Raw genomic sequence first — 16,239 nt, forward strand, 5'->3', positions numbered from 1 at the left:
TAGAGGAGTTTGGGCGCAGTTTAGTAAATAAAAAGCCGTCCTAGAAGGACGGGGCTTGTATCCCATTATCTTGGTCAAGCTGAGGTGTCCAGTTCAACCCCTAACTATTTAATATCCAAATTGCAAAGTCACAGAAGCTTCAATCTGCTGTTCCCCTCCCACCACAGGCGTTGTAGCATCAGCATTAGCAAGGCGAGAAGCAGCCAACTGCCGGTACATAGGAGGTGGCGGGCTAGCACCGTTGACTTGAATGTTGAGAATCTCTCCCCGCTTGAGGTTTAGGGCGCTAAAGACTGCATCTGCTTGCGCTTGAGCGTCTTGAGTTGCTTTTTTGAGTGCTTGTTTTTGAGCTTGTTCGATCGCACTGTCGGCGGCCACAAAGCTCACACCTTGAATTCGCGTTGCTCCCGCTTGCACTGCATCGTCGAGCAAAGTGCCAGCCGATTGAGTATTAAGGCGAAAACTGACGGTATTTGTAGCAATATACCCTATTAGTCGCTGCTGGTTGTTTTCGTAGCTGTAATTCGGACTCAGGGTGATGCCGGTGGTTTCGAGTTTTTGCACTTGGCGCGATCGCAGCAATGCTACCACAGCGGACGATCGCCTCGCGGCTTCCTGCTGCACCTCGGCCGCCGTTTTCCCCTGCACCTCAACCCCCAAAGCAACTTGAGTCTGGGTTGTCGGAATCGCTTCCACACCCCGCCCTGTGACACTCAGCGTTCTAATCCGCTGTTCTTGAGCAACCGCCGCATCTAATCCCACGAAACTCACGAGAGTTAAGGTTAAACACAACGCTGTTAGCAGACTGCGGAAATTAATGCGATCGCCGCGTTGCAAATTTGAATTCATAAACTGGATTCTCCTCACATACAACAGATGCTATACTTTACCTTCCCACTGAAATTGCTAAATATCCGCCTTGTTACATTTTTAGCAACTAAAAAAAGTCTAAGTCATTAGTCATGAGTCATCAGTCATGAGTCATTAGGCATGAGTCATTATATGCAATCCTTAAAACAAGCAGCCCGCCGGCTCAAAAAAGAGACTTACGCTGTTTATTTAGCCAGTACAGACCAGAGAGTACCTTGGTACGCCAGAATTCTAGCAGGCGTTACGGTTGCCTATGCTTTTAGCCCGATCGACTTAATTCCTGACTTTATACCGGTTCTCGGCTACTTGGACGATTTGATAATTGTACCTTTGGGAATTTGGCTGGTACTGAAAATGATTCCGCCACAGGTTTTAGCCGAGTGTCGGCAAAAAGCAGCCGCAGAAATAGAGCGAGGAAAACCGATAAATCGGGCTGCCGCTGCTGTGATTATTGCCATCTGGATTGGCTTGGGAATATTAGCTGTAATATGGCTGACACGGATATTTAAACGTTAAAAAAATTAGCTATCTAGTTATAGTTTCGGGTGCGCATTGCGCACCTTACCTTAAACAACTCGCTTGGCGAGAAAATATTTAAAGTTTTAAAAATCACCGTTCTAGTTATAATATATAGTGCGCACGGCGCACCTTACCTTAAAAAAACTCGCAGTATCGCATACCAAGTATTATTTACCCCTAAAAAAAATAAACTAACTTTCTAGCTATGACTCAAACCAATGATTTCCTCAGCCACCTCAACCCATCTCAGCGCCAAGCAGTCGCCCATTATAACGGGCCGCTGTTAGTAGTAGCGGGCGCTGGTTCCGGCAAAACCCGAGCTCTAACTTACCGAGTTGCTAACTTAGTTCGCACCCATCGAGTCGATCCTGAAAATATTCTGGCGGTGACATTTACAAATAAAGCCGCCAGGGAGATGAAAGAAAGAATTGAGAAATTGCTGGCAACTCAGCAAGCTGAAGCGGAATATGGCAAACCTTTGGTAGACTTGACCCCGGATGTGCAAACTTCATTGCGATCGCACATTTACCGCACAATTACCAAACACATTTGGATGGGGACTTTTCACTCTTTGTGCGGCCGGATTCTCCGCTACGATATTGAAAAATACCAAGACGAGAAAGGCCGTCAGTGGAAGAAAAACTTTTCGATTTTTGATGAGTCAGATGCTCAAAATATCGTCAAACAAATTGTAACAAAAGTTCTCAATCTGGATGACAAGAAATTTGACCCGCGAAAAGTCCGCTATGCCATCAGCAACGCTAAAAATAAAGGTTGGTCGCCTCAAGAATACCAAGCAGCAGAACCGGATTATCGAGGCCGCGTGATTGCCGATGTTTACAGTCGCTACCAAGACGCTTTAGCAGCCAACAATGCCCTAGATTTTGACGATTTAATCCTCGTTCCCGTTAAACTTTTGAGCCAAAACGAGCAAGTATTAAGTTACTGGCATAAAAAGTTTTGCCATATTTTAGTTGACGAATACCAAGATACCAACCGCACTCAATACGATTTGATTCGGATGTTGGTGACAAATAACGCCGACCCGAAAAACTTCGATAAATGGCAAAACCGCTCGATTTTTGTCGTGGGCGATGTCGATCAATCAATTTATAGCTTTCGGATGGCAGATTATACCATATTGCTGGAATTTCAAGAGGATTTCGGAGATGGTTTGTCCGACGATAAAACTCAGACAATGGTAAAATTAGAGGAAAATTATCGATCGCGCGAAAACATCCTGGAAGTGGCGAACCACTTGATAGAACACAATACCGAACGGATCGAAAAAATTCTGCGCCCGACTCGCGAACCGGGAGCTCCGATTGTTGTCTGGCGCGCCGACAACGAAATAGATGAAGCGGAATTTGTAGCAGGTCAAATTCATTCCTTAAAGCGCCAAAACTCCGAATACGAAAACGGCAGTAACTTTGCGATTCTCTACCGCACAAACGCTCAATCTCGATCCTTTGAAGAAGCGTTAATGCGTTTAGACATTGCCTACAATATTGTCGGTGGCCTCAAGTTTTACGATCGCAAAGAAATCAAAGATATCCTAGCATACCTGCGGGCGGTTGCCAATCCCGACGATAGCGTCAGCCTCAAACGCATCATCAATACACCCCGTCGCGGCATTGGGGATACCACATTTTCCAAAATCGAAGACGCTGCAAGTCAATTGGGCATTCCGTTGTGGGAAATCCTCAGCGATGAATCTTCAGTCAATACTCTAGCAGGGCGATCGGCAAAAGCTATTATTAAGTTTGCCGAAATGATCGGTCGTTGGCAATCGCAAGTTGAAACTCTGCCAGCTTCGCAAATTGTCCAAGGAATTATCCAAGATTCAGGCTACATTGAAGATTTGAAAAATCAAGGAACCGAGGAAGCAGAAAACCGCATAGAAAACGTCAGAGAATTGTACAATGCTGTGCTGCAATTTGAAGAACAAAACGAAGAACCGACCCTGACATCATTTTTAGCAAAAGCATCTTTAGCATCCGATTTAGATGACTTGCAAGAAGAAGATTCCCGCGTGTCGCTGATGACGCTGCACTCAGCAAAAGGGTTAGAATTTCCCGTAGTATTTCTAGTCGGAATGGAACAGGGTTTATTTCCCAATTTCCGCAGTTTAGACGACCCGAAAGCAATCGAAGAAGAACGCCGTTTGTGCTACGTCGGCATCACTCGCGCCCAGGAATTGCTATTTCTCACCCACACTCGCGAACGCCGCTTGTGGGGAGGTTTCCGGGAACACTGCACCCCTTCGCTATTCTTAGGAGAATTGCCGACACATTTGCTGGCTGGAAGTGCGAAGAAAACTCCAGCAGGCAAAACGGCCGCATCTAAAGGAAAAACTAATAATTCAGCAGCTAATTCCGGCAGTTCTCAAGCGGGAACCAACGTACAATCGGTGGATTGGCAAACCGGCGATCGGGTTTTCCATCATGCTTTTGGAGTAGGAGAAATTACCCACGTTTTGGGAGAAGGCGATAAAACTAATCTGGCAATTAAGTTTTCAGGTTTGGGCAGAAAAATCATCGATCCCAGAACAGCTAAGTTGCAGCGAGTCTAACTAAAAATATAGCAAAGCATCTGCGTTAATCTGCGTTAATCTGCACACATCTGCGGTTTCCCATCCATCAAAGATTTATGCAATAACCCTAACCTCTAACACCTCGCATTGCCAATAACGCCGCCCCATAAGCAGCCGCAGTATGAATAGGCCTTACTACAGGCACTTTTAAATAACGATTTCTAATCGCACTCCAAACCGAATTTTTTGCCCCCCCGCCAGCAGTATAAACTTTTGTCAAAGGAGTTGCACCCAATTCTTGCAATAATTGATATCCCCGCGCTTCAATCCGCGCTATGCTTTCTAGCAAACCGTGCAGAAATTCCACAGAATCAGCGGGACGCGGTTCGAGTCGGGGCGGCAAATTCGGGTCATTAATCGGAAAGCGATCGCCCTTTTTCAACAATGGGTAATAATCCAGCAAACTCTCTTGTGCTGGATCAATTTGTGTGCTATAATTCTCCAACTCAACATCAGTAAAAAAGTGTCGCAGCACCGCACCTCCGGTATTAGAAGCACCTCCAACTAACCACAAATCGCCTAATTTATGACTGTAAATCCCGTATCTAGAATCATCTACGCGGGTATGACTTAACAGCTTCACTGCTAGTGTAGAACCGAGAGAAGTTACTGCTTCCCCTGGTAAATTGACACCGCTTGCTAAAAATGCGGCAATGCTATCGGTTGTGCCAGCACAAACCATACAATCGCGGGGAAAACCGAAGCGATCGCCCACTTGAGCTCTCACTTCCCCCACAGGCGTGCCCGGTGCGACAACTTGCGGCAATTCAGGAGTTGCAGCGCCCGCAATTCCCTCTATCAGCCAATTCGGATAGCACAAAGTATCAACATCAAAACCGAGTTTCAAAGCATTGTGATAGTCGCTAATTCCCAATTTTCCGTGCAGCATCCATGCCAGCCAGTCAGCTTGATGCAGGAAATAAAGCTTCTCAACCACAGGCAAGATGCCTGTTCCACAAAGGCTCAATTGTTTTGTGGGGTGGGCTTCTAGCCCGCCCTCCTGCAACCACAGGAGTTTGGCCAGACTCGATGTAGCGCTCAATACTGTGTGGTTGTCCGGCGCGATCGCCCGCAACCTCTCTGTCACCGCTGCACCGCGCGCATCATTGTATAAAATCGGTTCGCATACTGGTATACCGTCGGTATTGCACAGCATGACAGTGGAAGATGTGCCGTCAAGGGCGATCGCCCTTACCTGATTGCGGATTGTTGGGGGAATTTGCTCGATCGAATCCCACAGCGCATTTTGCCACACCGAGGGCAATTCAGGCTGTTGTTGCCCGTTGTTGGCAAAAGTATATTCTGTCTCACAATGTATTGTACCCTGGGAGTCTATGACAGCCGATCGGGCGCCAGTAGTGCCGAAATCTATTCCCAAATAAAGATTCATTTGCCACTCCCGCGAATTTTTCTATACAGAAGTCTGCTTCACAGAACTTAGCCAAACTTATTCAAGTCTAACTATTCAACCAGGTTTCATCCCAGAGGGTCTGCTTCCTGCTTCAACCAAGGGAGTCGGCTCCAACTTGTCCACAGGCGTAAATTTCGGTCAAGCCAACCGTACTTTTTCTTGAGGAGCACACTCAAGATTAATTGCGGCGTTTTCATCCCGATCTTGGATGTTTCCGCAGTCGGGATTTTGGCATACAAATACCCGATCTGAAAGCTTCATCTGTTGAACATGACTGCATTTAGAACAAGTTTTAGAACTGGGATACCAACGGTCAACCAGTTCTACTTTTGTGCCATAATGAGCCTGTTTATAAGTTAGCTGACGACGGATTTCGTAAAAACAATTATTACTGACCGCATCAGCCAACTTACTATTAGCCATCATCCCTGAAACATTCAAATTCTCAATCCGAATAGTTTCAGCTTTCCGACTTAAATCCGTCGTCATTTTCTGCGTTGTATCTTGCCTGATATTAGCAAGATGCGCGTGTTGACGTGCCAATTTTCTGTAAAATTTACGAGCATTATTGGATGCCTTGATTTTAAGTTTTTTGTTCCCAAGAACCTTGTGACGATTACGCCATTGAAGTTTGCCTAGCTTGGTTTTCGCTGTTTTTGTGGCAATCGGCATATCGTATACTGAACCATCGGAACAAGTCGCTAAAGCTTTGACGCCCAAATCAACACCAATCTTTTCTATTGGGTGAATAATGGGCGGAATTTTCTCAGCCTCCAAAACGAATGAAACAAACCATTTATCGGCAGTCCTAGAAATTGTAAATGTTTGAGAACTGCACGTAAAATCGATTCGTTCTTTCAATCTAAATGTTGACAATCCTGGCAATTTAATTTGTTGACCGGGGTAGATTGTCACTCGATTGGTAAACGGTAAAGCAGGTTGACCGGGTGTGGGGTAAATTCCCGATGTTTTGTAAACGGTAAAAGAGTCGCCTTTTTTCTTAGTTTTATTTTGTGGAAACTCGGCTAATCCTTTACGCCATCTGGCAAAAGCATTTTTGAGAGCTATAAATGCAGACTGATAAACAGTCGATGGATATTTCTTCATCCATGAGTTTTCAGGCTCTGACATTATGACTTGAGTAAATACTTTTTTGATGGCATCAATCCGTTTCGAGTCGCTGGCTTTAATACCTTCAAATCCCCAACTTGATTGGAGCAGATTTAAAGCAAAATTGTACACCCAACGCTTAAAACCAGCGTTCCCACGCATCTGCGAGGTTTCCACCTTATTAAGTTTTAGTTCACGTTTGATGGCGTACATTTTTGACCACATTAAAGTTATCGGAAAGAGCAACTATGAGTAAGTTTAATAAAGTTTTTGGCTATTTAGTTGAACTCCTTGTTTCTACGAGCAGCTAAGGCTAATTCAAAGCCTGCCTTGAGTTGGTCAGCTTGGTCCGAGGCATGGGATGCTTCTCCTCCTTGCCTGGCTTTGGGTTGTAACGGTGCGGTGATCGCAATCCGTTCCTCTTCATAGTCCGTAAGAGCTTTAGCAATAGAAGGAGTATCCTGCAAGTTCAGCCCCTTGAGTTTTTTTGTTAAAGCAACAGCATCCTCAAATGCCATAGTAGTCCCTAATCCTAAGGACGGTCGTATCGGGTGAGCGGCATCCCCTAATAAGGTGATTCTCTCTCTATCCCCCCATTGGGATACTGGTTCCCGATCGCACACGCCAGTTTCCACAATGGTGGTAGGGTCAGTTGCTCGAATAACCCTTTCAACAAAGGGAGTCCATCGGTCAAAAACTTGGAGAACCATAGCTAAAACATCGGTACTCTTCTCTGTAGTCGGATGGAGTGCAGTCCCTGTCCAAGCCAGTAATTCGGGTCCTGCATCCATAATCCAAAAATTTTTCTGGTCTCCGACCACCAGTTGAAAACCAGCCCCTTCTGCAAAGGGTTCAGCGAGGGGGGCGAGGATTTGACGGGGCAAGATTCCTCGCCAAGTCATGGTTCCCGTGTACAGAGGCGCACCATCTCCCACGGTAAGACCGCGAACCGCGGAGTAATACCCATCGGCACCAATTAACAGTCGTGCGCCAACATCGGGCTGATTCTCAAAGTGCAAACGTAAGGCAGCCTGGGACGGATCGGCGACCTTAGTGAAGTTGACCAACTTATGGTTGAGGTGAAGCGATACGGTAGGTGGCAGTGTGTTGTGCAATGAGGTTTGTAGGTTATACCACGCTAGCCAAGTGAAGGGAGTACCAGCCAAGGGCGATTCATCAGAAAACAGAACCTCGCCGTTGGGTCTCATCAGCAGTTGTCGCTGTGGGTTGGCACCTAAGGCACGAACTTGGGTAGCGAGATCGGCATTGATGAGAGCCAATGCCTTATACCCCGCTTCTGCCAACCCTAGGGCAGCGCCGATGGGACGAAAAGCTCTAGCTCGTTCAAACACAGCTACCGAAAAACCTAAATTGGCTAGCCCGTGGGCTGCACATAGTCCGCCGGGTCCTGCACCAATAATGGCGATATCGAAAGTTGGGGTGTCAGTCATGAATTGTGTTGAGAGATTTCGGACTTGTGTGTAGGGGGTAGCCTTAAGAAGGGGGGACAGGAGTCCGATCTCGCGTCCCTCTTCTTAAGGATGCGAGGGGGATTGGGACTCGGCGATCGACCAGAGATACAATTGTTTTCAGGCGATGGTTGACACCTATGGACTGACGCCGTGTCCCTACTTTCATCCCTTAAACTTTTGTCCCGCACTCAGGACAAAACTTATTGCTCGAAACATTCTTCGCGCCGCAACTCGGACAATAAATCAACTCCGCAGATTGCAACTTGCTACGTTCGGGCAAACCAACCATTTGAGCGTTGCTCTTACCTGGAACTACCATCGGATAGCAGTTTTCGTCCCTCGTCACCTTGACGTTCATCAGCACCGGGCCGTCGTGAGCGAGCATTTGACCGATCGCCTCTTTGAGTTCCTCCGGCCGCGAAACCAGCATCCCCTTCACGCCATAAGCTTCAGCCAGCTTCACAAAATCCGGCATCCCTACAGTCATATTCGACGAGGAATAACGCTCGCCGTAGAACGCCTGCTGCCACTGCCGCACCATGCCTTGCCAGCCGTTATTTACAATCACAATCTTGACATTAATGCCGTATTGTGCTAGGGTTCCCAACTCTTGAATATTCATTTGCACGCTAGCATCGCCAGCAATACAAATCACTTGCTCATCGGGTAGGGCCATTTTCGCGCCCATCGCCGCCGGCACCCCGAAACCCATCGTTCCCAAACCAGCGCTCGAAATCCAGCGGCGCGGCCCGTTGTTCAAGAATTGAGCCGACCACATTTGATGTTGACCGACATCTGTTGTGTAGTAAGCATCCGGCGCTTGAGTAGCCAACTCCGAAATCACCTCTTGCGGAGCCAAAATGTCTGGGTAATGAGGTACAACTAACGGATAGTCCTGTTTCCAGCGATCGATCCTGTGCAGCCATTCCGCAGTCTGTCCGGTCTTTCCCGAAACTCCTGTTTCCCGACAGCGGCGCAGCAAATCGATCAAAACTTGGCGGACATCTCCGACAATCGGCACGTCAGGGCCGCGATTTTTGCCTACTTCCGCCGGGTCGATATCGATGTGAATCACCTTAGCGCGGGCGGCAAACTCGTCTAATTTGCCGGTCACGCGATCGTCAAACCTCGCGCCCACAGCAATCAGCAAATCGCACTCGGTAACGGCAAAATTAGCGTAAGCAGTGCCGTGCATCCCCAGCATTTTCACCGACAAAGGATGGTTTTCGTCAAAGGAACCTTTGCCCATCAGCGTTGTGGTGACCGGCAATTGGAAAAGTTCGGCGAGTTCCTTAATTTCCTCGTGGGCCCCCGCCGCGATCGCCCCGCCACCTACATAAAGCAAAGGACGTTTTGCTTCCTTCAGCAAATGAATCGCTTGATTTATTTGCCGAGGATTTCCCTTCACCGTCGGCTTGTAGCCCGGAATTCTCACCGATCCGGGTTCCACGGGCAGATAGTCAAATTCTTCTAAACCCACATCCTTGGGCACATCAACCAACACCGGCCCCGGCCGCCCTGTACTCGCGATGTGGAAAGCTTCAGCCACAATTCGCGCCATATCTCTCGGGTCGCGCACTACATAAGAATGCTTGACAATTGGCAGGGTAATCCCGTAAATATCAGTTTCCTGAAACGCATCAGTGCCGATCGCCGGACGGGCCACCTGACCGGTAATAATTACCATCGGGATCGAATCCATGTGGGCCGTGGCAATCCCCGTCACCAAATTAGTTGCGCCCGGGCCCGAAGTAGCGAAACAAACCCCAACTTGTCCGGTAGCGCGGGCGTACCCGTCGGCAGCGTGAGCCGCGCCTTGCTCGTGCCGCACCAAAATGTGTTTGATGGCACCGGTTGCTTCAGCGAGGTAGAGTTCGTCGTAAAGCGGCAGAATTGCGCCGCCGGGATAACCAAAAATATGCTTGACGCCGTGGCGGATCAAGCTGTCAATCAAAGCAAATCCACCAGTTGCACGCCTGACGGTCACTTTAGTTTTTAGTTGCACAGAATTTCCGTCCTTAAACTAATTATGATTTTTAATGAAAGCTTTTATACTACTTTAATCTCAATTAATGAAACTATGAAAATTTAAGTGGTGAGATTTTAGAAAAGATTTCGCGATCGGACATTTATCGCCAGGCCAGAATTTGTGGAACAGCAGAGCAAGAAAAGAAACGGAGGAAATCGCGGTTTGTCTGCCGGTTTACCGCGATATGACGCTTGTATAGCATTAGTTTCGATCGGCATTCGACAAGAAAAACAATGGTTGGCAATGCCAGAACGTCCTAACCGTCAGGGCGGTGGCTATGTTAGAGATCGATCGCAAAAAGAAAGCCCTCGAACCTCTTCCCATTGGTGTCAACAATCGCCTAAAACTCTTGAGAAATCTGGTTTAGAGGCGAGTTTCGATCCCCGTCGCATTCCGGTTAAGAAGGGGGACGAAAGATCGTGCTCCGGTTCCCCCCGACTATCAGGGGATCGGGGCAATTATCGTCAAACAGTAGGCTGGTACTACATTTGACGTTAAGTTGACACCCATCCCCTCTTCTATCTTCCTTCTTCCTTCTTCCCTCTTCCTTCTTCCCTCTTCCTTCTTCCTTCTTCCCTCTTCCTTCTTCCCTCTTCCTTCTTCCTTCTTCCCTCTTCCTTCTTCCTTCTTCCTTCTTCCCTCTTCCTTCTTCCTTCTTCCCTCTTCCTTCTTCCCTCTTCCTTCTTCCCTCTTCCTTCTTCCTTCTTCCCTCTTCCTTCTTCCCTCTTCCTTCTTCCCTCTTCCTTCTTCCCTCTTCCCTCTTCCTTCTTCCTTCTTCCCAAAATTCACACAACATCCTGCAAGACTTTGCGGGTATGTCGCCAAGCTGCCATCCCCATTACCGAGACCAAAAAGCCCAAACTCAGCAACACGATCCGCAAGCCCAAGTCATCGTCGCCGACGGCTTTACTGACAGCATCCGTCAGCGGGCCGGTCAGTGCTAAAGGCAAGCTCAGAGCAATATTAATCGCATTGTTCTCCAAGCCAAAGACTTTTCCCCGCATAGATTCTGGAGTTTTTTCTTGAATCAGAGCTTGCATCGGGCCGTTAATTAAGGAAGCACCAAAACCGAACACAGCGCTCAATCCGAATCCCACCCACAAATGTCTGACAAAGGCAAACATTGCTAATACAAAACCCATCATCAAAAAACCGATTAACGGCAGAGGTTTTTGCTGGAAGCGATCGCCCCAGTGTCCCAAAAAGGCTGCACCGAAGACCATTCCGACTCCCGCTGCCGCCAGCAAAAAGCCAAATTGAGTTTCTTTGAGACCTATTTTGCCTGAAAGAGCGATCGCCAGCACCTGAAGCGCGGCAAACACGGAATACAAAATCGTCAACTGCACCATCGCGTTGCTGACAAGGTGATTGTGTTTCAAATACCGCAAACCTTCTTTGAGGTCTTGCCAAGGATGGACGTTTTTGCCACTGCTGCCGGGATGAGCTTCTTTGATCCGCATGGTATAGATCAAACCTGCTGATATCAGGTACAACCCGCCCAGCAAAAACTCTTGAGAAGCTGGTCCGAAGCTGTGTTTGACCCAACTAAACAGCGGTTCGCCGATCGTCATCCCGACAATGATCCCGCCCATTGTGGACGAGGCGAACAGCGCATTTGCTGACATCAGTCCCTCTCGCCCCACGGCCAGGGGGATGGCGGCCGCTTCTGCGGGAGCAAAAAATTGCGTTACGGTAGAGACCAAAAACGTCATCGTCAACAAAACCACAAAAGCTTTGGGCAAAAACGGCAAAGCTACAATCAACAAGGCTCGAATCACGTTGCAGGCGATCAGCATTTGCTTTTTGGAAAAGCGGTCTACGACGATACCTGCTGCCGAACCAAATACGATCGCCGGCAGCGTGTAGGCAATCATCACCGCTGACAGCATAGAATGTTCCGTATTCTGTCCCGGTGTGTAACCGCCTGTTTTCAGGAGGATAATCAGCAATACATAAAAGATTTTATCCGCCACTTGGGCCAACAACTGGCCCGTCCACAAGGCGAGGAAGGGGCGATTTCTCAGTAGGGCATCAAGCCCGCTGCGGTCAGGGGGAGGGCTGGCTGGGTGCATAGGAATAGTTTAACTGACCGCCTCTGGCAATTATCGTTTTCAGCAATACGTGCAAATCTCCCTCTTCGTAGTGGAAACTCGGAAAACTCCTGTCTCCTGCGTTCTTTTTCTGTTTTAGCAGATCCGTGGTTCCCGGCTTGGGTCTTTTTCACTCTACCGCGATCTGCCCGAGCCGAGAGCGCGCTTTCAGGCAAATGCCATAATATTGTTAAAGATTGGCGTGCATATCATCGCGAGTACAAAATAAGGTAGTATATTTTATAAAATACTTAATCCTAGCAGTGATGTCAGGAACCTCAGCCTAAAGGCATGAGGCTTGAAAGAGAAATCTAACAAGCCATCCTGACGGGCCTAAGTCTTTATTGACTACGTTTTTTGAGTCACGATACCGGAGAATGCGAAGCTAGTTTTCCGCTCTATCGCTTGCAACTAAACAGTCTTAAGGTCACGCTCGACAGTGTTGCTAGCCGGCGCAAGCTCACTAAACATTGGCAAAGCTAACTTTACCCCAGAAATAGGAGTTTGAGGCAACCATACCTCACCGGAGGGGCAACCATACCCCTCCACCCTGCAAGGGGATTCAATTCAATGTAAAGCCGTCCTGAAAGGACGGGGTTTCAACCCTCCGCTACGCTGCGCCCATAGTTCTGATGAAAAGATGTCACGCGATTTAAGTAATATAACGAAGGTACTAACTGTTAGGAGTGAGAAACTTGAAAAAGGTTGAAGCTATTATTCGCCCCTTTAAACTAGACGAAGTGAAAATCGCACTCGTCAATGCTGGCATTGTGGGGATGACTGTTTCTGAAGTTAGAGGTTTTGGCCGTCAAAAGGGCATGACTGAACGCTATCGCGGTTCTGAGTACACCGTTGAGTTCTTGCAAAAGCTCAAGGTCGAGATTGTTGTGGAAAACGATCAGGTTGACATGGTGGTTGATAAAATTATCGCTGCTTCCCGGACCGGCGAGATTGGCGACGGCAAGATTTTCATCTCTCCTGTTGAACAAATTATTCGGATTCGGACTGGGGAAAAGAACTTGGAGGCAATCTAAGATACTGGGGCATTGGGCATTGGGCATTGGTAATTGGTCATTGGTAACTGGTCATTGCCAAGGAAAAACCTCTTTCCTGTTTAGTTCTGATACCTAAGTCTCAATATCCAATGCCACAGTTACCCCCGGTTTTGGCTTTTTTCCTCATTAGGGGTTGACAAGATTCGCCATTTGTGGTATAAGAGCCTGGAAGGCTCGGCCGCGGTGAGAGTGCGATCGCTTGATATCGGGTGTCATTTCTGCAAAAGTCTGTTGCTGTGCGGGTACGTAGAAAATGGGGTCATATCCGAAACCTCCCGTACCGCGAGGAGTGGGGAGGATTTCGCCCCGACAAATTCCTTCTACTTGCAAGGCAATTGTACCGTCGGGACGGGCGATCGCGATCGCGCAAACAAATTGTGCTTCGCGGTTTTGTTCGCGAACCAATTCTTTGAGGAGTCGAGATATCCTGTCAGCATCGGTTTTCCCGTAGCGTGCCGAGTAAATCCCGGGTTGGCCGTTGAGTGCATCTACCATTAAACCAGAATCATCGGCGATCGACCATTTGCCCGTTGCTTTTGCCACTTTAGACGCCTTCAAGCAAGCATTAGCAATAAAAGTTTCGCCTGTTTCCTCGATTTCCAACTCTTCCGGTTTGAGCTGCAATTCCCATCCCAAATCCTCAAGATAAACTTGCATTTCCTTGAGTTTACCCGGATTGCCCGTAGCTACAACTAGCAATTTGCGATCGGTCATTATTTCTCTTAAAACTTACGGCTCCATATTAACAAAAGATGGGGAAAAAGGTTGCAACAAAATTCCCAAAATCTTATCAACATCTTGAATATAGTATTCAATGGGATCGATATAAACAGTAGTTTCCTCCAAAATCAAGAATTTCCAGTTAGTTCCGGTCGTCACCGCCCCGTAAATGCGATCGACCTCACTGTCTTGGTTTTGATTGAAACATTGAGCCGCTACCATTGCGGCCACGCATTGACCCAAGCCGCCAATAATATCTTCCTTTTTTGCCTCAAAAATTGTTATAACCGGAGCACTGATGAACAATTGTTCTGGAGATCCGCTAATAATATAATCGCAAAATCCTTGCAAGCCTCTTTCTGGATCGACAGTAAAATCCTTACCGGAAAAAAGAGAAACTCGTTTGTTTAACAATCGCCGAGCTTCTGCTAAAATCGGGGCAATCAAAAATTCAGAGCGAGCTTTTTCTGTGGAAATAAAAGTTGCTAGCGGTACATAATCGATCAGGATTGTTGTTAAGATTTCGGAGGGTGCAACTGGTTTTGTATAAGCAAATAAATTGCGGCTTTCATCTAAGGTTAATCCAAACTCTTTTGTGACTCTCGCAAGGCTGAAATCGCTGTATGCCATTTGCTTTTCTCCTAAAATTTACCTGATATAGCAATAGTATTTTATTGGTGAGTAAGATTTTTTTTTACGAACCGCGAAGACGCGAAGGACGCGAAGGAAGAGAAGAGAAAGAGTTCACAATTGAGGGGAGGATTTCTATGGCAATACTATTTTATTTATGAACAAGATTTTTTTAACCGCAGAGGACGCAGAGGACACGGAGAAAGAGAGATTTGATATCAAGTCATCCGCGTTGATCTGCGTTGATCTGCGGTTGAAAACTCCGATTAATTATGCGCCCAATTTTTCGCCCAGTTTAAGTTTTGCATAACTTCTTTCAATGTCGCTGCTTCTGAATACAGCCGCAACACTGGTTCGGTTCCGCTAAACCGAATTAACAGCCAGCTTCCGTCAGCTAAGCGGAATTTATATCCGTCAACTTTGTTGCAATCTACAACTGCTTTGCCGGCAATTTCTGTTAAAGGTTTATTTTGCAGCAGCGACAGCAAACGCGACCTTTCTTCCATGTTTGCTAGGTGCAAGTCTATTCTGTCATAAGCTGAAGTAAAGCTTGTTTCTTGTTGCAGTCGGCTGTAAATTTCGCTTAAGTCTTCCCCGGATTTGACAACTGCTTCTAACAAGTACAGCGCTGACAGCAACGCATCTCGTTCGGGAATGTGTGTACCGTAGCCAATTCCTCCCGATTCTTCGCCGCCGACTAAGACTTGGGTGGTTAGCATTCGATCGGCTATATACTTGTAACCGATCGGCGTTTCAAATAATGGCAAGTCGTACAGCTTGGCAATTTTGGGAATTATGTCTGAACCGCTGACTGTTTTGATGACTTCCCCGGTCAAGCCGCGCCGTGAAGCTAAATGTTCGATTAATATGGGAACTAGGATTTGTGAACTGAGAAAGTTGCCGCTAGAGTCAACGGCTGCAATTCGATCGCTATCTCCGTCAAATACAAATCCGATCGACAAACCTGAGCTTTTTCGCTGGTGAGTGCGCATCACCCGAAATAACTGCGACAGGTAGCGCGGCAAAGGTTCCGGTGCACCGCCGCCGAACAGCGGATCTCGATCGCTGTTTACTTCGTGCACTGTTTCTTCTAAAATTTGAGCTAGTCCTCCTGCTGCTGCACCGTGCATTACATCTACAAATACTGTAATTTTGCCGCTGGCGATCGCCTCTTTAATTGCCTCAATATCTACCATTTCCCGCAAGGTTTTGCAGTAAGCCGGCCAAGGATTGAAATTCTCCAATTTGCCGGGATTTGCTGAAAGTGCCGCCGGATTTTCGAGTTTTTCTTCTATCTGTTGAGTAACTTCCGGCGAAACTGAACCGCCAAATCCGCCCTTGACTTTTAACCCTAAATATGCACCCGGATTGTGGCTGGCCGTCAGGACGATCGCACCCAAAGCATTTAATTGTTTGGCAGCTAAACTGAAAGCCGGAGTGGGGGCGTAGGATTCGCTCAGCAGCACGTCAAATCCTGCGTTTTGGACAGCAACAGCCGCTGTGAAGGCAAATTCTTCAGCCAGAAACCTACGGTCGTAACCGACAATTACGGTACCGCTGCTGCCATCGCTGCTGCTGCTTTGTGCGAGAACTTGTGCCGCTAGGGGAGCTACTAACGCCACGCGATCGAATGTAAAATCGTCAGCAATGATGCCGCGCCAGCCATCTGTACCGAATTTAATAGGATTCATTAGTCACAAGTCATGAGTCACCCGTCTATTTTATGGGTTTATCAGTCAA

14 protein-coding genes are annotated in these 16,239 nt (G+C 47.4%); 4 read left to right on the forward strand and 10 right to left on the reverse strand.

Annotation, left to right across the window (positions count from 1 at the left end; translation table 11 throughout):
- Nucleotides 1–108: 108 nt before the first annotated feature.
- A complete protein-coding gene (locus QUB61_RS24540; protein ID WP_333132788.1) occupies nucleotides 109–849 on the reverse strand; it encodes an SIMPL domain-containing protein in 741 nt (246 codons plus the stop codon).
- Nucleotides 850–1,002: 153 nt separating this feature from the next.
- On the opposite strand from QUB61_RS24540, the gene QUB61_RS24545 reads away from it, so the two are divergent.
- Together QUB61_RS24545 and pcrA are read left to right on the forward strand one after the other, a co-directional pair.
- Nucleotides 1,003–1,386 carry a YkvA family protein gene (locus tag QUB61_RS24545; protein ID WP_333132789.1) on the forward strand — a complete coding sequence of 128 codons (384 nt, stop codon included), beginning with the start codon at nucleotides 1,003–1,005 and terminating at the stop codon, nucleotides 1,384–1,386.
- 208 nt (nucleotides 1,387–1,594) lie between these two features.
- Nucleotides 1,595–3,961 (forward strand): DNA helicase PcrA, encoded by a 2,367-nt coding sequence (pcrA, locus tag QUB61_RS24550; RefSeq protein ID WP_333132790.1) that lies wholly within the window; start codon nucleotides 1,595–1,597, stop codon nucleotides 3,959–3,961.
- A gap of 88 nt (nucleotides 3,962–4,049) precedes the next feature.
- On the opposite strand, the gene QUB61_RS24555 is transcribed toward pcrA, so the two are convergent.
- The 4 genes from QUB61_RS24555 to ilvB form a co-directional block, all read right to left on the reverse strand.
- On the reverse strand, nucleotides 4,050–5,372 hold the full coding sequence (locus tag QUB61_RS24555; protein WP_333132791.1) for an FGGY-family carbohydrate kinase: 1,323 nt from the start codon (nucleotides 5,370–5,372) through the stop codon (nucleotides 4,050–4,052).
- Between the two features lie 159 nt (nucleotides 5,373–5,531).
- Nucleotides 5,532–6,716: a transposase gene (locus tag QUB61_RS24560; protein ID WP_333132792.1), complete on the reverse strand. Its 1,185-nt coding sequence runs from the start codon at nucleotides 6,714–6,716 to the stop codon at nucleotides 5,532–5,534.
- 65 nt (nucleotides 6,717–6,781) lie between these two features.
- The gene (locus tag QUB61_RS24565) at nucleotides 6,782–7,954 is read right to left on the reverse strand and encodes an NAD(P)/FAD-dependent oxidoreductase (RefSeq protein ID WP_333132793.1); all 1,173 of its coding nucleotides are present in this window, start codon (nucleotides 7,952–7,954) and stop codon (nucleotides 6,782–6,784) included.
- Between the two features lie 190 nt (nucleotides 7,955–8,144).
- Nucleotides 8,145–9,980 carry a biosynthetic-type acetolactate synthase large subunit gene (gene ilvB, locus QUB61_RS24570; RefSeq protein ID WP_333132794.1) on the reverse strand — a complete coding sequence of 612 codons (1,836 nt, stop codon included), beginning with the start codon at nucleotides 9,978–9,980 and terminating at the stop codon, nucleotides 8,145–8,147.
- Nucleotides 9,981–10,124: 144 nt separating this feature from the next.
- Between ilvB and QUB61_RS24575 the strand changes: the two genes are divergently transcribed.
- On the forward strand, nucleotides 10,125–10,496 hold the full coding sequence (locus tag QUB61_RS24575) for a hypothetical protein (RefSeq protein ID WP_333132795.1): 372 nt from the start codon (nucleotides 10,125–10,127) through the stop codon (nucleotides 10,494–10,496).
- On the opposite strand, the gene QUB61_RS24580 is transcribed toward QUB61_RS24575, so the two are convergent.
- Together QUB61_RS24580 and QUB61_RS24585 are read right to left on the reverse strand one after the other, a co-directional pair.
- The gene (locus QUB61_RS24580) at nucleotides 10,446–10,793 is read right to left on the reverse strand and encodes a hypothetical protein (protein ID WP_333132796.1); all 348 of its coding nucleotides are present in this window, start codon (nucleotides 10,791–10,793) and stop codon (nucleotides 10,446–10,448) included. The two genes, QUB61_RS24575 and QUB61_RS24580, sit on opposite strands and share 51 nt — an antisense overlap.
- Nucleotides 10,790–12,076, reverse strand: a complete 1,287-nt coding sequence (locus QUB61_RS24585; protein ID WP_333132797.1) for an MFS transporter — start codon at nucleotides 12,074–12,076, stop codon at nucleotides 10,790–10,792. Before QUB61_RS24585 ends, QUB61_RS24580 begins: the two co-directional genes overlap by 4 nt.
- A 713-nt stretch (nucleotides 12,077–12,789) precedes the next feature.
- Here QUB61_RS24585 and QUB61_RS24590 point away from each other — a divergent pair.
- Nucleotides 12,790–13,128, forward strand: coding sequence for a P-II family nitrogen regulator (locus tag QUB61_RS24590; RefSeq protein WP_006633346.1), 339 nt, complete (start codon nucleotides 12,790–12,792; stop codon nucleotides 13,126–13,128).
- Between the two features lie 147 nt (nucleotides 13,129–13,275).
- Here the strand turns inward: QUB61_RS24590 and rdgB are convergent, their stop codons facing one another.
- The 3 genes from rdgB to QUB61_RS24605 form a co-directional block, all read right to left on the reverse strand.
- A complete protein-coding gene (gene rdgB / locus QUB61_RS24595) occupies nucleotides 13,276–13,863 on the reverse strand; it encodes an RdgB/HAM1 family non-canonical purine NTP pyrophosphatase (protein WP_333132798.1) in 588 nt (195 codons plus the stop codon).
- 15 nt (nucleotides 13,864–13,878) lie between these two features.
- Complete coding sequence (locus QUB61_RS24600; protein WP_333132799.1) at nucleotides 13,879–14,499, reverse strand: hypothetical protein; 621 nt, start codon at nucleotides 14,497–14,499, stop codon at nucleotides 13,879–13,881.
- Nucleotides 14,500–14,765: 266 nt separating this feature from the next.
- Entirely contained in the window at nucleotides 14,766–16,190 is a 1,425-nt protein-coding gene (locus QUB61_RS24605) for a phosphoglucomutase/phosphomannomutase family protein (RefSeq protein WP_333132800.1), read from the reverse strand.
- Nucleotides 16,191–16,239 lie beyond the last annotated feature (49 nt).

Source organism: Microcoleus sp. C2D2 (assembly GCF_036702495.1).
Taxonomy (GTDB): domain Bacteria; phylum Cyanobacteriota; class Cyanobacteriia; order Cyanobacteriales; family Microcoleaceae; genus Microcoleus.

What these genes read in the sequence shown, in the direction of transcription:
- QUB61_RS24540 (WP_333132788.1), bottom strand. Translation starts at nt 849, where the DNA reads ATGAATTCAAATTTGCAACGCGGCGATCGCATTAATTTCCGCAGTCTG.
- QUB61_RS24545 (WP_333132789.1), top strand. Translation starts at nt 1,003, where the DNA reads ATGCAATCCTTAAAACAAGCAGCCCGCCGGCTCAAAAAAGAGACTTAC.
- pcrA (WP_333132790.1), top strand. Translation starts at nt 1,595, where the DNA reads ATGACTCAAACCAATGATTTCCTCAGCCACCTCAACCCATCTCAGCGC.
- QUB61_RS24555 (WP_333132791.1), bottom strand. Translation starts at nt 5,372, where the DNA reads ATGAATCTTTATTTGGGAATAGATTTCGGCACTACTGGCGCCCGATCG.
- QUB61_RS24560 (WP_333132792.1), bottom strand. Translation starts at nt 6,716, where the DNA reads ATGTACGCCATCAAACGTGAACTAAAACTTAATAAGGTGGAAACCTCG.
- QUB61_RS24565 (WP_333132793.1), bottom strand. Translation starts at nt 7,954, where the DNA reads ATGACTGACACCCCAACTTTCGATATCGCCATTATTGGTGCAGGACCC.
- QUB61_RS24585 (WP_333132797.1), bottom strand. Translation starts at nt 12,076, where the DNA reads ATGCACCCAGCCAGCCCTCCCCCTGACCGCAGCGGGCTTGATGCCCTA.
- rdgB (WP_333132798.1), bottom strand. Translation starts at nt 13,863, where the DNA reads ATGACCGATCGCAAATTGCTAGTTGTAGCTACGGGCAATCCGGGTAAA.
- QUB61_RS24600 (WP_333132799.1), bottom strand. Translation starts at nt 14,499, where the DNA reads ATGGCATACAGCGATTTCAGCCTTGCGAGAGTCACAAAAGAGTTTGGA.
- QUB61_RS24605 (WP_333132800.1), bottom strand. Translation starts at nt 16,190, where the DNA reads ATGAATCCTATTAAATTCGGTACAGATGGCTGGCGCGGCATCATTGCT.